Origin of the sequence: Streptomyces broussonetiae (assembly GCF_009796285.1) — a bacterium.
GTDB lineage: Bacteria > Actinomycetota > Actinomycetes > Streptomycetales > Streptomycetaceae > Streptomyces > Streptomyces broussonetiae.
The window spans coordinates 8,848,523-8,863,005 of sequence record NZ_CP047020.1 but is presented as its reverse complement, the minus strand read 5'-3'; the positions used below and the strand labels follow the sequence as shown (position 1 = coordinate 8,863,005).

At 71.7% G+C, this 14,483-nt stretch carries 14 protein-coding genes; 8 read left to right on the top strand and 6 right to left on the bottom strand.

The genetic code is table 11. The annotated features are described in order from the left end of the window. The first annotated feature begins 3 nt into the window (after window positions 1–3). The gene (locus GQF42_RS40305; protein ID WP_158928323.1) at window positions 4–615 is read left to right on the top strand and encodes a TetR/AcrR family transcriptional regulator; all 612 of its coding nucleotides are present in this window, start codon (window positions 4–6) and stop codon (window positions 613–615) included. Window positions 616–796: 181 nt separating this feature from the next. After that, window positions 797–1,582, top strand: a complete 786-nt coding sequence (locus GQF42_RS40300; RefSeq protein ID WP_233273647.1) for a tetratricopeptide repeat protein — start codon at window positions 797–799, stop codon at window positions 1,580–1,582. Window positions 1,583–1,624: 42 nt separating this feature from the next. Here the strand turns inward: GQF42_RS40300 and GQF42_RS40295 are convergent, their stop codons facing one another. Genes GQF42_RS40295 through GQF42_RS40280 form a run of 4 tightly spaced genes read right to left on the bottom strand, consistent with a single transcriptional unit; the run spans window position 1,625 to window position 5,494 of the window. Then, a complete protein-coding gene (locus tag GQF42_RS40295) occupies window positions 1,625–2,083 on the bottom strand; it encodes a MaoC family dehydratase (RefSeq protein WP_158928319.1) in 459 nt (152 codons plus the stop codon). A 54-nt stretch (window positions 2,084–2,137) separates the two neighbouring features. Then, entirely contained in the window at window positions 2,138–3,661 is a 1,524-nt protein-coding gene (locus tag GQF42_RS40290; protein WP_158928317.1) for an acyl-CoA synthetase, read from the bottom strand. Between the two features lie 32 nt (window positions 3,662–3,693). Next, window positions 3,694–4,566, bottom strand: a complete 873-nt coding sequence (locus GQF42_RS40285; protein WP_158931172.1) for an amidohydrolase family protein — start codon at window positions 4,564–4,566, stop codon at window positions 3,694–3,696. A gap of 16 nt (window positions 4,567–4,582) precedes the next feature. After that, on the bottom strand, window positions 4,583–5,494 hold the full coding sequence (locus GQF42_RS40280; RefSeq protein WP_158928315.1) for an SDR family oxidoreductase: 912 nt from the start codon (window positions 5,492–5,494) through the stop codon (window positions 4,583–4,585). Between the two features lie 152 nt (window positions 5,495–5,646). Here GQF42_RS40280 and GQF42_RS40275 point away from each other — a divergent pair, with 152 nt between their 5' ends. Then, a complete protein-coding gene (locus GQF42_RS40275) occupies window positions 5,647–6,102 on the top strand; it encodes a MarR family winged helix-turn-helix transcriptional regulator (protein WP_158928313.1) in 456 nt (151 codons plus the stop codon). 33 nt (window positions 6,103–6,135) lie between these two features. Here the strand turns inward: GQF42_RS40275 and GQF42_RS40270 are convergent, their stop codons facing one another. Continuing rightward, window positions 6,136–7,101 (bottom strand): helix-turn-helix domain-containing protein, encoded by a 966-nt coding sequence (locus tag GQF42_RS40270; protein ID WP_158928311.1) that lies wholly within the window; start codon window positions 7,099–7,101, stop codon window positions 6,136–6,138. A 113-nt stretch (window positions 7,102–7,214) separates the two neighbouring features. Here GQF42_RS40270 and GQF42_RS40265 point away from each other — a divergent pair, with 113 nt between their 5' ends. The 5 genes from GQF42_RS40265 (at window position 7,215) to GQF42_RS40245 (ending at window position 12,543) form a co-directional block, all read left to right on the top strand. Further along, on the top strand, window positions 7,215–7,805 hold the full coding sequence (locus tag GQF42_RS40265; RefSeq protein ID WP_158928309.1) for a non-oxidative hydroxyarylic acid decarboxylases subunit B: 591 nt from the start codon (window positions 7,215–7,217) through the stop codon (window positions 7,803–7,805). Window positions 7,806–7,930: 125 nt separating this feature from the next. Continuing rightward, window positions 7,931–9,355: a non-oxidative hydroxyarylic acid decarboxylases subunit C gene (locus tag GQF42_RS40260; RefSeq protein WP_158928307.1), complete on the top strand. Its 1,425-nt coding sequence runs from the start codon at window positions 7,931–7,933 to the stop codon at window positions 9,353–9,355. A gap of 23 nt (window positions 9,356–9,378) precedes the next feature. Further along, complete coding sequence (locus GQF42_RS40255) at window positions 9,379–9,630, top strand: non-oxidative hydroxyarylic acid decarboxylases subunit D (protein ID WP_158928305.1); 252 nt, start codon at window positions 9,379–9,381, stop codon at window positions 9,628–9,630. A gap of 157 nt (window positions 9,631–9,787) precedes the next feature. Then, window positions 9,788–10,783, top strand: coding sequence for a trypsin-like serine peptidase (locus tag GQF42_RS40250; protein ID WP_158928303.1), 996 nt, complete (start codon window positions 9,788–9,790; stop codon window positions 10,781–10,783). Window positions 10,784–10,896: 113 nt separating this feature from the next. Then, entirely contained in the window at window positions 10,897–12,543 is a 1,647-nt protein-coding gene (locus GQF42_RS40245; protein WP_158931170.1) for an APC family permease, read from the top strand. A 10-nt stretch (window positions 12,544–12,553) separates the two neighbouring features. Here the strand turns inward: GQF42_RS40245 and GQF42_RS40240 are convergent, their stop codons facing one another. Beyond that, window positions 12,554–14,392 (bottom strand): arabinofuranosidase catalytic domain-containing protein, encoded by a 1,839-nt coding sequence (locus tag GQF42_RS40240; protein ID WP_158928301.1) that lies wholly within the window; start codon window positions 14,390–14,392, stop codon window positions 12,554–12,556. Window positions 14,393–14,483 lie beyond the last annotated feature (91 nt).

Below are 14,483 nucleotides of genomic sequence, written 5' to 3'. Positions count from 1 at the left end.
GCGGTGCACGACGGCGACGACGGAGCGGGGCGCGGGGCGCAGGCCAGGCGCAGGGACGCCGTGCGCAACAAGGAGACGTTGCTCGACGCAGCGGCGGCGGTGTTCGTCACGTCGGGCGTGGAAGCACCGGTGCGCGACATCGCGACCCGGGCGGGAGTCGGACTGGGCACCATCTACCGCCACTTCCCGACCCGCGCGGACCTGATCATCGCCGTCTACCGGCACCAGGTGGAGAGCCTCGCGCAGGCCGGTCCCGAGCTGCTGGCGAGCGGTACGAGTGCTCACACCGCGCTCGGCCGCTGGATCGACCTCTTCGTGGACTTCCTGGTCACCAAGCACGGTCTCGCCGCCGTACTGCGCTCGGACAGCGCCGGCTTCGAGGCGCTGCACACCCACTTCCTCGACCGCCTCCTGCCGGTCTGCACCGAGTTGCTCGACGCCGCGGCGGCGGCCGGTGAGATCCGCCCCGGCCTGACGGCCTACCAACTCATGCGCGGCGTCGGCAACCTCTGCATCGGCGCGGAGAGCGACACCCGCTACGACGCCCGCGAGCTGGTCCGGCTGCTGGTCGCGGGCCTGCAGGCCGACGGCGGCGACCACCTGCCGCCCGGCTGATCCGGGCCGCGGGTCCGGCGATCCGGCCGGGCGCGGGCGACGCCGGGCAGCACGGGCCTTGCCGACCGCCGGTACCGCCTCGGACCCGCGTGCCCGGCGTTCGTATGCTCCGGACATGAGACTCTTCCGGCCCCGTGGCCGAAACGACGCGGGAAGGTCCGCGTCTCCGCTGACGCGGACCATGGACCTGCTCAAGGACGGGCGGTTCGCCGAGGCGGAGGCCGAGGCCCGTGAGGTCGCCTCGGCCCGCTCCGCGCTGCACGGTGACGACCCGTACGCACCGCGGGCACTGAGCATCGCCGCGGTCGCGATGGGCGCGCAGGGCCGCCACGCCGAGGCCCTTGCCCAGTACGACGAGCTGCTGCCGGTGTTCGGCAGGATATTCGGTGCCGAACACCTGCTGACCCTGAAGCTCCGCTCGGACCGCGCCCAGACCTTGGTGGCCCTCGACCGGTCCGCCGAGAGCGAGGCGGAGTGCGCGGCCGTCGCCCGCATCGCCGACCGCGGCACCGGGCCCCACCTGCCACTCGTCGCCGTGGCCGCCCGCAACGGACTGGTCTTCGCCCTCAACGCACAGGGCCGCCATGAGGAGGCCGAGGCAATCGCCCGTGACGCGCTCGCCGGCCGCTTCGCCGAGGGCCGGCTCGCGCTGGTCCTGCGCCTCGGCCTGGCCCGCAGCCTCAACGGCCAGGGACGCCACGAGGAGGCGCTCACCGAGGCCGAGCATGCCGGCGCGCTGCGCCGGGACCTGCCCGAACTCACTCGTGCGGAGACGGGCGGTGTCGAACTGGCCGTCGCCACCGCCCAGTTGGGCCTGGGCCGCACCGACGAGGCCCGCGCCGGGGCCGCGGACGCCCTCGACGCCTGCCGGACCGTGCTGGGCCCGGACCATTACCGCGCCGCCGAGGCCCGTTCGTTGCTCGACCGCATCGACGGCCGCTCCCCCGGGCGCGACAGCGAAGGCTAGCTCCCCGGCCCTGCCCCACTCGGCGGGCCGGGCTCCGGCACGTCAGGCGTAGTGCCGGTACACCGCCTGTGCCACGCACGCCGGTTTGTCGTTGCCCTCGACCTCGACGGTGAAGGCCACCAGCATCTGGACGCCGTTGCCCTTGACCCGCTCCACGGAGTCGACCGCGCCGTGCAGCCGGATCTTCGCGCCGACCGGTACGGGGCTGGGGAAACGGACCTTCTCCAGGCCGTAGTTGACGCTCATGGAGATGCCGCTGATCCGCAGCAGGTCACCGAAGAGCGGAATGACCAGGGAGAGGGTGAGATACCCGTGGGCGATGGGACCGCCGAAGGGCCCCGCACCGGCCCGCTGCGGGTCGGTGTGGATCCACTGGTGGTCGTCGGTGGCGTCGGCGAAGGTGTTGACGCGCTCCTGGGTGATCTCCAGCCAGTCGGTGCGGCCGAGATCGCGGCCGGACAGGGAGAGGAGGCCGTCGAGGCCGTCGGCGTGCAGGGGCATGGGAGGTCCGCCTTTCGTGAGGGAAGTCGGGGAGCCGTCCGGCCGGTTGCCGGGTCAGGGGTGGACGCAGGACGCACGCACGGCGGCCTTGACGATCTTTCCCGAGGCCGTGCGGGGCAGGCTGTCGGCGAAGACCAGGCTCCTCGGGATCTTGTACTTGGCCAGCCGGGGCCGTACGTGCGCGAGGATCTCCTCGGCGCCGGCCCGCGCCCCGGGCTCGAGGACGAGGACCGCGTGGCCGACCTCGCCCCAGACGTCGTGCGGCACACCGACGACGGCGCATTCACGGACGGCGGGATGGGTGAGCAGGGCGGCCTCGACCTCGGCCGGGTACACGTTCTCGCCGCCCGAGACGAACATGTCCTTGACCCGGTCGACCACATAGGCGTAGCCGTCGTCGTCGGTCCGCGCCACGTCACCGGTGCGCAGCCAGCCGTCGTCGGTCACGGCGGCCCGGGTGTCCGCGGGCCGGTTCCAGTAGCCGGCCATGACGTTCGGGCCGCTGACGAGGATCTCGCCCCGCTCTCCCGGGGCCGCCTCGTGGCCGTCGGGGCGCACCACGCGCGTGTCGGTGAAGAAGTGCGGCACGCCCGCGGAGCCCGCCTTCGCCGAGGTCTGCTCCCGGTCCAGGAAGAGGACTCCCGGAGAGGCCTCGGTCATCCCGTAGCCCTGGCTGAAGGCCAGTCCGCGCGCGAGATAGGTGTCGATGGTGCGGGCGGGCACCGGCGCGCCGCCGCAGCACAGGGTGCGCAGGCTGGAGAGGTCCGCCGTCGGCCACCGGGGGCGGGCGGCCAGGGCGTCGTACATCGTGGGCACCCCGAACATGTACGTCACCCGCCGCCGCTCGATGACCTCCAGCACCTGCTCGGCGTCGAAGGCGCCGAGCAGCACGGCACGGCCGCCCTTGAGGAAAGTGGGCAGGCAGGTCATGTTGAGCGCGGCGGTGTGGAACAGCGGGGCGACGACCAGGGTGACCTCGTCGCCTGCCAGGTCGGTGTCGACCAGGACGTTGACGCTGTTCCAGATGATGTTGGCGTGGGACAGGACGGCGCCCTTGGGGCGGCCCGTGGTCCCGGAGGTGTACATGATCATGCAGGGGTCGTCCGGGGCGACGGCCTCGTCCAGCGGCTCGGTTCCGGCGCCGGCGAGCAGGCCGTCGTAGTCGAGGGTGTCCGCGGTGTCCGGGGCACGGGCGATGCGGTGGCGCACGCCCGCGTCCGCCGCCGCGGTCGCGGCCGGCGCGGCGTGCTCGGGGCCGTGCACCAGGACAGTGCTGCCCGAGTCGCTGAGGTTGTACGTCAACTCCTGTGCCGTGAGGCGGGTGTTGAGCGGCACGAAGACGGCGCCGAGCGCACCGGCCGCGAACAGGGTCTCCAGGAAGGCGGGATGGTTGGGTCCGAGGTAGGCGACACGGTCGCCGCGTGCGACGCCCAGGGCGCGCAGGGCGTGGGCGAGGCGCAGTACCCGCTGGTGCAGTGCGCGGTAGGTGATCTCCTGGTCCTCGTGGACGACCGCGATGCGGTCCGGGGTCTTGCGGGCCCGGCGCGCGGGCCAGGAGCCGAGGCCTTGGTTCAGCACGGCATCTCCCTCCATCAGGCCTTGCGCAGGCCTCAGTCCTTGAGCAGGCCGAGCAGCCGGGCCGCGTTGTCCTTGAGGATCCTGGGCCTGACCTCGGGTTTGATGTCGAGGCCGGCGAAGTCGGCGAGCCAGCGGTCGGGCGTGATGACCGGGTAGTCGGAGCCGAAGAGCACCTTGTCCTTGAGCAGCGTGTTGGCGTACCGCACCAGCTGCGGCGGGAAGTACTTCGGGGACCAGCCCGACAGGTCGATGTACACGTGCGGTTTGTGCGTGGCGACGGCCAGGGCCTCGTCCTGCCAGGGGAACGACGGGTGCGCGAGGATGATGCGCAGTTCGGGGAAGTCCACGGCCACGTCGTCGACGAGCATCGGATCGGAGTGCTTCAGCCGGATCCCGCCGCCACCGGGGACACCGGCGCCGATGCCGGTCTGGCCGGTGTGGAACAACGCGGGGACACCGAGTTCCTCGATGGCCTCGTACAACGGATAGGCCATCCGGTCGTCCGGCGAGAACCCCTGGAGGCTGGGGTGGAACTTGAAGCCGCGCACGCCGTACTCCGTGACCAGCCGCCGGGCCTCGCGCACGCCCGCGCGGCCCTTGTGGGGGTCGATGCTCGCGAACGGGACGAGGACGTCGGCGTGGGCCGCGCAGCTCTCGGCGATCTCCTCGTTGGGGATGCGGGGATGGCCGGTGGCGTGCTCGGCGTCGACGGTGAACACCACGGCGGCCATGCGGCGTTCACGGTAGTGGGCGGCCATCTCCTCGATGGTGGGCTGCCGGTGGCCGTGCGCCTTGAAGTACGCGGCGGAGGCGCCGAGGAGTTCGGGGCTCAGTGACGCATGGCCGTCCTTGGAGATCTCTGCGTGGGTGTGGACGTCGATGGCGGTCAGCGAGCTGACATCGATCGCCGGGGTGGCCATGTCACGCCTCCGGTGCCTGGGGAGCCGGGATGCCGTAGGTCTCGGGCTCGGCGCCCACGCCGCCGTGCCAGTGCTCGGCGATGGCGTCGGCGCTCCAGCCCCCGGCGGCGAAGGCGACGGCCTTCTCCTGCGGGTGTGCCCACAGGGCGAGCCGGTCGCCGCCGATGCCGATGGCCTGGCCGGTGATGTCCTTGGCGGCGTCCGAGGCGAGGAAGGTGATCAGGCCCGCGACGTCCTGCACGGTGCCGAGCCCCTCGTCCCTGCGCAGCCAGTCCGGCAGGGGGGTGCCGGTGCGTTCGGACTCCTCGATGAGCGGCGCGAAGACCGGGATGGTCCTGGTCATCTCGGTGGCCGCGACCGGGACGACCACGTTGACGGTGATGCCGGCCCTGGCCAGCTCCATCGCCCAGGTCCGCGCCATCGCCACGATCCCGGCCTTGGCGGCGGCGTAGTTGGTCTGCCCGAAGTTGCCCCGCTGGCCGGCCGGGGAGGAGATCAGCACGATACGGCCGCCACTGCCCTGCTCGCGCATCCGCACGGCCGCGGCACGGGCACAGGTGAAGGTGCCGCGCAGATGCACCCTGACAACGGCGTCGAAGTCGTCGTCCGTCATCTTCCACAGCACCCGGTCGCGGAGGATGCCCGCGTTGGTGACGAGGACGTCGAGCCGCCCGAACTCCCTTACCGCGGTCTCGACGAGCTGCTCGGCCGCCGCGCTGTCGCCCACTGCGGCCACGACGCCGACGGCGTTGCCGCCCGCGGAGGTGAGGGTGTCCACCGCCGCGTCGACCGCGCCGGGATCGACGTCGTTGACGACGACGGCGGCTCCGGCCGCGGCGAGGGCCCGGGCGTAGGCCAGACCGAGCCCGCGACCGCTGCCGGTGACGACGGCGACCTTGCCGTGCAGATCCATGCGTGCGCCTCTTCCTGGGGTCCGTCGATTGGTGTCCGTCGATAGATCGACAGGAATCCTGTCGGTTGCGCCAGTGTTCTCTTCCGACAGGATTCCTGTCAATGACTTAGGCTGACGGAAGCGACCGAGATCGGCATGGGGGAAGGCACGGCATGACGCAACCGACGAAATCCGCTGCGCAGCGAGGTGGGGAGAGCGGCCCTTCCCTGCTCTACCTGCTCAAACGCACCGAACTCGTCGTCCGCGCCCGCCTGGACGAACTGGTCAGGCCGGCCGGCATCACGGCCCTGCAGTACACCGCCCTCACGGTGCTGGAACGGCACGACGCCATCTCCGCCGCCCAGTTGGCCAGGGACTCCTTCGTCACGGCCCAGTCCATGGCCGACATGGTCCGCGCCCTGGAGGCCCGCGACCTCATCCGCCGCGAACCGAACCCCGGCAACCGCCGGGAGAAGATCATCCTGCTCACCGACACGGGCCGCCGCCTCCTGGCCGAGTACGCCGAACCGGCCCGCAGCCTCGAACGCCGCATGGTCCAGGACCTGACCCCGCAGGAGGTCGGTCACTTCCGCAACGCCCTCAAGAGCGCGCACCGGGCACTGTCCTGAGGACGCGGGCAGGACCGCCCACCGAACGCACCCCTACCCCTGTGAGCCCTCCCCCCGTGAGCCCTGCACCGGTGAGTCCGGACCGGCCGGTCGCGGTGCGCGTCCTCGCACCCGTGCCCGGAACGCCGCGGGGGTCTCGCCGGTCCGGCGGCGGAAGAAGCGGGTGAACACGGTCGCGTCGGGGAAGCCGAGGCGGTCGCCGACCGCCGTGGCCGGCAGGTCGGTGTGCCACAGCAGCCGCCGTGCCTCCAGCAGTACGCGGTCGTCGATGAAGGCCTTGGCTCCGCTGCCGACGGCCGCGCGGGTGGCTCGGGTCAGGGTGCGGACGCTGTAGCCGAGGGCGTGCGCGTAGTCCTCGACCCGGTGGGTGCGGGCGAAGTCCCGCTCGACCGCGCGCCGCAAGCGCCGAAACGCCTCGTTGCCGCTCGCCGTCGCGTCCTCCTCCTGCTGCGCGTGGGACAGCCGGAGCACCAGCACCGACAGCAGATGTCGTACGACGTCGATCCGGATCTCCAACGGCAGGTCGGCCGGCCGCCGGTACTCGCTGCACAGCAGCCCGAGTACGGCGTCCAGGGCTGCCGCGTCCGTGTCCGCCGGGGCCAGCGGGGCGCGCCACACGGGCTGGTCGACGTGTGCCGCCTCGATGGTCGCTGGGGTGAGGAAGCCCGGGGTGAACAGCACGACCACCCCGTCGGCGGCGGCGAGGTCGGAGTCGTACTGGTGGACCTGGCCGGGCCGCACCCACAGCCAGTCACCCGCCGCCATCTCGCACGCGCCGAAGTCGAGCGAGCAGCGCAGGACGCCGCCGCGCAGCGCGATCAGCTCGTGGAAGGCGGGGCGCTTGGCCGCGTAGGGGTCCAGGCCGTGGCCGTGGGCGCGGCGGGGCAGCGCGGAGAGGTCGAAGACCTCCGCCCCGGGCGGGGCTCCGGCGGCGGCACGGTAGGGGGCGGGGGCGATCCCGGTCCGGCCGGTGGAGCGTGGCTGTCCGTTTTTGTCCATGATCTGTCCTCAGCGTACGCCGCCGACCTCACTGGGCACGCATAGCGTCGAAAGGGCGGTGACCGAAAGGGTTGCCCGCATTCCGAGCCGGACGAACCCAAGGAGCCGAGACCGTGCGACTGATCGTGGGCATGACCGGAGCAACGGGCGCCGTGTTCGGCGTCCGGCTGCTGGAGCAGTTGGCCGCGCTCGCGGACGTGGAGACCCACCTGGTGCTCAGCCGCTGGGCACGAGCCACGATCGAGCTGGAGACCGGGCTGGCGGTCTCCGACGTCACGGCGCTGGCCGATGTCACCTACGCGCCGCAGGACCAGGGGGCGGCCATCTCGTCGGGCTCGTTCCGGACGGACGGCATGGTCGTGGTGCCCTGCTCGATGAAGACCCTCGCCGGTATCCGTGCCGGCTACGCCGACGGGCTGGTCGGCCGGGCCGCGGACGTGGTGCTCAAGGAGCGGCGCCCGCTGGTGCTGGTGCCGCGCGAGACACCGCTGAGCGAGATCCACCTGGAGAACATGCTCGAACTCGCCCGCATGGGCGTGCAGTTGGTGCCTCCCATGCCGGCCTTCTACCACCATCCGCAGTCGGTGCAGGACATCGTCGACCACGTCGTCACGCGCATCCTCGACCAGTTCGGCCTGCCCGCGCCCGAGACCGGGCGCTGGGAGGGCATGCGGGCGGCCCGCGCCCTGCGCGCGACCGGCTGACCCGTCCGCCCGTCACCACGTGGCCCCCCTCCTCCCCATCCCTCACCTCACACCCACCTCTCTCACCACACCCGTCACCCCTCACCCGTCACCCCTCACCCGTCACCTCCGGGAAAGGACCTCCCATGCCCCACGACGACCTGCGCGGCTTCCTCGACGCGCTCGACAAGGCGGGCCAACTCCTGCGTGTCACGGACGAAGTGCTGCCCGAACCCGACATCGCGGCCGCGGCGAACGCCGCTCCGCGCCTCGGCGACGCGGCGCCCGCCCTGTTCTTCGACAACGTCAAGGGCTTCACGGACGCGCGGATCGCGATGAACGTCCACGGCTCGTGGGCCAACCACGCGCTCGCCCTCGGTCTGCCCAAGGAGACCGGGGCCAGGGAGCAGGTCGCGGAGTTCGTCCGCCGCTGGGAGGCGTTCCCGGTCGAGCCCGAGTGGCGCGAGAACCCTCCGTGGGCGCAGAACACCCTCGAGGGCGACGACGCCGACCTGTTCCGCGTGCTGCCGCTCATCCGGCTCAACGACGGGGACGGGAGCTTCTACCTCGACAAGGCCGCGGTCGTCTCCAAGGACCCCGACGACCCCGAGCACAGCGGCAAGCAGAACCTCGGTATCTACCGCCTGCAGGTCAAGGGCCGGCGCAGGCTCGCCATCCAGCCGGTGCCGATGCACGACATCGCCCTGCACCTGCGCACGGCCGAGGAGCGCGGCGAGGACCTGCCCGTCGCGATCACCCTCGGCAACGACCCGTTGATCACCATCGCCGCGTCCACCCCGATGAAGTACGAGGAGAACGAGTACGGGCTCGCCGGCGCCCTGAGGGGGGCGCCCGCCCCGATCGCGCGGGCGCCGCTGACCGGGCTGCCCGTGCCGTGGGGCAGCGAGGTGGTGATCGAGGGAGTCGTCGAGGGCCGCAGGCGCGAATTCGAGGGGCCCTTCGGCGAGTTCACGGGCCACTACTCGGGCGGCCGGAGCATGCCGGTGATCCGGGTCGACCGGATCTCGTACCGCACGGACCCGGTCTTCGAGCACCTGTACCTCGGAATGCCGTGGACGGAGTGCGACTTCCTCATCGCCGCCAACACCTGTGTGCCGCTGTTCCAGCAACTGAAGGCGGACTTCCCGGAGGTACAGGCGGTCAACGCCTCCTACACGCACGGGCTGGTCGTCATCGTCTCGACCAATAAGCGGTACGGCGGTTTCGCCAAGGCGGTGGGGCTGCGGGTGCTGACGACACCGCACGGACTCGGCTACGCGACCACGGTCATCGTGGTGGACGAGGACGTCGACCCGTTCGATCTGCCGCAGGTGATGTGGGCCCTGTCCACCAAGATGAATCCGGCCGGGGACCTGATCACCATCCCCAACCTGCCGGTCGTCGAACTCGCTCCGCAGGCCCGGACCCCGGGCATCGTGGACAAGCTCGTCATCGACGCGACGACGCCCGTCGCACCCGACCACCGCGGCACCTACGGAACCCCGGTCCGGGACCTGCCCGAGACGGCCGACTGGCTCACCCGCCTGCAGGCCCTCGCCGCCCGCCGCTGACCCGAGCCCTCAAGGAGACCGCCATGCCCGAACCCACGAACTACACCGTCTGCCCCCGCTGCGAATGCCCGCGGCTCGAGCACGTCCACTCCTCCCCGGTCCCCGGCGTCTGGGACGTGCTGCAGTGCGCCCGGTGCCTGTACATGTGGCGCACCAGCGAACCCGCACGGCGTACCCGGCGCGAGGCCTGTCCCGAGGGTTTCCGGCTCCGTGAGGAGGATCTCGCGGCCGCCGTCGAGACGCCCGCCGTTCCCCCGTTGCGCGGCACCCTCTGAGCAACTTCACGGCCCGTACACCCGGATGGCCGACAGGAGTTGACACCCCGTCGGGCGCCGGACACCCCGCATAGCCGGATTCGGCCGTGGACGCTGTGACTCCCGGGGCCGTGGGCTTATGGTGAGCCGTCACCTGCGGCCGCCCTGAGGGGAATCGATGTTGCTCGGGACCAGAATCGTCCGTTACGCCACCGGCTGCGCGGCAGCCCTTCTGTTCAGTGCCGGACTCACCACGACGGCATCCGCCGACAGCACCACGGCCGACCCCAACCCGGTCGCCGAACGACTCGACGCCTACTGGACCCCGGCCCGGATGGCCGCCGCCCTGCCCGCCGACGCCGTCAAGGGCGCGGAGACGGGCACGACGGCGCCGTCCGCCACGGTGTCCCCCGCGGTGGACGGGCCGCAGCCGGGCGAGTACATCCCGCCGAGCCGGAGCTTCGACGGCATCCCACAGGCCGGCACCTTCTTCTGGACCGACGCCACCGGGACCGGCCGCACCTGCAGCGGTTCCGTCGTCCGCAGCCCCGGCCACGACCTGGTGCTGAGCGCCGGCCACTGCCTGAAGGGGTACGCGGGCACCTCCCCCAAGCGCCATCTGGCCTTCGTCCCGCAGTACCACGACGCCCTCAAGCCCTTCGGGATCTTCCCGGTGCGCACCAACGGCGTCTATGTCCCGCAGAAGTACTACGACCTGGGCGAGCACGCGGGGGCGGCGTACGACTTCGCCTTCGCGGTCACCGAACCCAACGAGGACGGCACGCCGCTCCAGGACGCGGTCGGCGGGGTACAGCTGCTCACCGGGACCGGTTACTACCACGCCCCCGTGCGGATGATCGGCTATCCGTCGGGGGCGGAGAAGCCGCTGGAGTGCTGGAGCGCAACCACCCGCTGGGACAGCGACGACCCGGCCGACCCGGGTACGTTCCCGCGCATCGCCTGCGACGCCTTCGTGGGCGGCACCAGCGGCGGCCCCATGCTCCTGCCCTGGCCCGGCGGCTGGGCCGTCATCGGAGTGATCGGCGGCTATCACACGGGCGGCAACACACCCCAGATCTCCTACAGCGCCTACTTCGGCGCCGCCACCCGGGCCCTGTACGACGCGGCGGTCGGCGGGGCCGCGCCGGCCGGCCCGCACCTCGCGGCCGGCTGACCGGCGGGCCCGGGCCGCCGGGCCGGGTACGGGCGCCTGCCCGTCCACTGCCAAGAGCCCGTCGCCGTGGCACGATGAGGGTGAACATCGCCCTGATCGAGGGGGTGCGCGCCATGGCCGTGCCAGACACGACGCCCGGCCCCAAGGCCCGCGCACCCGGGCTGCGGCGCGAGATCGGGTTCGTCGGGCTGATCTGGGCCTCGGAGGGCTCGATCATCGGGTCCGGCTGGCTGTTCGGCGCGCAGGGGGCGCTGGCGGCGGCCGGCCCGGCGGCCATCATCTCCTGGGCCATCGGCGGCGTCGCGATCCTGATCCTGGCGCTGGTGCACGCGGAGCTGGGCGGGATGTATCCGGTGTCGGGCGGCACCGCCCGCTTCCCGCACTACGCCTTCGGGGGCGCCGCCGGCGCGTCCTTCGGCTGGTTCTCCTGGCTGCAGGCGGTAACGGTGGCGCCCATCGAAGTGCTGGCCATGATCACATATGCCCAGCACTACTCCTGGGCGGGCGGCTGGGAGAAGGTCCGGAGCGGCGAGCACATCCTGACGCCGTCCGGCATCGCCGTAGCGGTCGGGCTGATGGCCGTCATCACGTCCGTCAACTTTCTCAGCATCCGTCTGCTGGCCCGCACCAACAGCGCCGCCACCTGGTGGAAGGTCGGCACCCCGCTGCTGACGATCTTCGTGTTCGCCATCGTCCAGTTCCACACCGCCAACTTCACGGCCGCCGACGGCTTCGACCCGTACGGGGCCAAGGGCATCCTGTCCGCCGTCTCCACCAGCGGCATCGTCTTCGCGCTGCTGGGCTTCGAGCAGGCCGACCAACTCGCCGGCGAGAGCGCCAACCCCAAGCGGGACATTCCGCGGGCGGTGATCGGATCGATGGTCCTCGGCATCCTCATCTACGTCCTGCTGCAGGTCGTCTTCCTCGCCGCGCTGCCCTCGTCCCAGATCGGCAGCCACTGGGCCACCTCCGCGTTCACCGCGCTCAGCGGGCCCTTCGCCCAGGTCGCCACGCTCATCAGCCTCGGCTGGCTGGCCACGGTCCTGTATCTCGACGCCGTCATCTCACCCGCGGGCACCGGGCTGATCTACATCACGGCCACCTCCCGGGTCTCCTACGGCCTGAGCCGCAACGGCTATGTGCCCTCCGCCTTCGAGACCACCGACCGGCGCGGTGTCCCCTGGGTCGGTCTGAGCACCGCCTTCGTGATCGGCTGCGTCTGCTTCCTGCCGTTCCCGAGCTGGCGTTCCCTGGTCGGGTTGATCACCAGCGCGAGCGTGCTCATGTACGCCGGCGCGCCGCTGTCCTTCGGGGTGTTCCGCAACCGGCTGCCGCAGGCACACCGCCCCTACCGGCTGCCCGGCGGCAGCTGGATGTCGCCGCTCGCCTTCATCGTCGCCAACCTGCTGATCCTGTGGTCGGGTTGGACCACCGACTGGAAGCTGGGTGTGGCGATCCTCATCGGCTACGTCGTCCTGGTCGCCAACCGCGTCGCCGGGATGAACCCGATCACGCCCCAACTCGACCTGCGCGCCGCCCAGTGGCTGCCGGTCTATCTGGTCGGCATGGGCCTGATCGTCTACCTCAGCGACTTCGGACCCCTCAGGCACCCCTGGTTCCCGCTGTGGTGGGACATCGGCGTCACCGCCGTCTTCAGCCTCGTCGTCTACCACTGGGCCCTGGCGGTGGCGCTGCCTGCCGACCGGATCCAGCAGATGATCGACAAGGTCGTGGTCCCGGAGCAGGAGGAGATCCCCTGACCGTCCGGGATCAGCCCAGCCGGAACTTCTGCGCGGCCGAGCCGTTGCAGTCCCAGATCCGCAACCGGGTGCCGTTGCCGGTGGCACCGTTGGGCGAGTCCAGGCACCGCCCCGACTGCGGGTTCAGCAACGAACCGTCGGCCTGCTGCACCCACTTCTGCCCACCCACACCATTGCAGTCCCACAACTCCACCTCGGTCCCGTTCGCCGTACCGTTGCCGTCGACGTCCAGGCACCGGCCCAGCGTGCTCAGGGATCCGTCCGAGCGGTGGTACCAGTGCTGGTCGACCGCCCAGGACTGACAGTCCCACAGCTGTACGGCCGCGCCGTCGGTGCCCGTGTCGTCGGCGGCCACGTCGACGCACTTTCCGCCCGGTCCCGCCACCGGGGCGCCCCCGTCGACCGAGAACTTCTGCGCGGCCGAGCCGTTGCAGTCCCAGATCCGCAACCGGGTGCCGTTGCCGGTGGCACCGTTGGGCGAGTCCAGGCACCGCCCCGACTGCGGGTTCAGCAACGAACCGTCAGCCTGCTGCACCCACTTCTGCCCACCCACACCATTGCAGTCCCACAACTCCACCTCGGTCCCGTTCGCCGTACCGTTGCCGTCGACGTCCAGGCACCGGCCGATGGTGCTCAGGCTGCCGTCGGCGTTGTGGGTCCAGTGCTGGTCCTCCGCCCAGGACTGGCAGTCCCACAGCTGTACGGCCGCGCCGTCGGTGCCCGTGTCGTCGGCGGCCACGTCGACGCACTTTCCGGCCGGGCCGGTGATCGTGCCCTGCGGGCCGTTGGGGATGTTCGTCTCGCCCGAGTAGCCGACGGAGACGATGTTCGCCTGGACCGCGTTCTCGGTGGCGTCGCTCGGGTAGCCGGAGACCATCACGCCCTCGAAGAACGTGCCCATGTTCCAGTTGCTGTTGTCACCGCCGGTCCCGAGGATGATGCCGCCCTCCTGGTGCATGGGCCGGTAGCCGCCGCGGCCGGGCAGGGCGCCGTCCCACCAGGTCGTGAGCCCGCCCGACTGCGCGTCGGCGCCCTTGAGCGCGTACCGCGTCTGCCCGTCGTTCTTGAGCACCGCGGTGACGAAGGTGCTGTTGTTGCCCCGGTTGGCGGTGTTGGAGCCGTTGTCGCCCTGGAACATGCCGTTCTCCAGGTCCGCCTCGACCCAGGGCCCCGGCCCGGTGCACGGCGCGAAGTAACAGGTCGTCGCCAGACTCACCGCGTCCATGTGGCCGTTGCCGGTGTCGGCCGGGGTGCTCTCGGCATTGCCGTAGTCGAAACAGCACGCCGAACCCACATGGGTCCCGCTGGCCACCATGTAGGCGCCCTCCGCCGAGCCGCCCACGGCGACACCGGAGGCGGCGCCGGTGTAGCGGTAGCCGACGCCCGGTGAGATCCACACGCCGTACGCCTTGTGCCCGCCGGCCGTGACGGCGATCTCGGCGGCGTCCGCGCCGCGGTCCGCGCCCATCCCCGAGGTGCCCGCCGGGCCCGGGGTCAGATCGTTGTGCCGTGCGCTCTGGTCGTAGATCTTCGTGATGGCGCACGTGGTGTCGGCGCAGAACGTGTCCTGCCGGCCGGCATCGGCGTAGCCGCCCGGGGCGAGCAGGCCGATGTCGGCGCCGGCCCCGTCGGAGGCACGGGTGACGCGGTACAGCGGGCCGTCGTAGGAGGAGAAGAGCGCGCGTACGGTGCTGTGCGCGGCGACGCAGGGCGTGCCGGCACCTGCGTAGATGTCACAGGGCAGTTGGGCGCCGGCGGCCCGGGACGGTCCGGGCAGGCCGAGCACGGCACCCAGGAGAAGGCCGACGACGGCCAGGAACGACGCGAGCGATCCACGGCTTGCACGCATGCTGGGCTCCTCGATGCGGTGGAGGGTGATTCCGGCTCAGGGAGGGTCGAGCGGGAGCGCTGGGCAGCCGTTGCGGAAGGTACGCACGCCG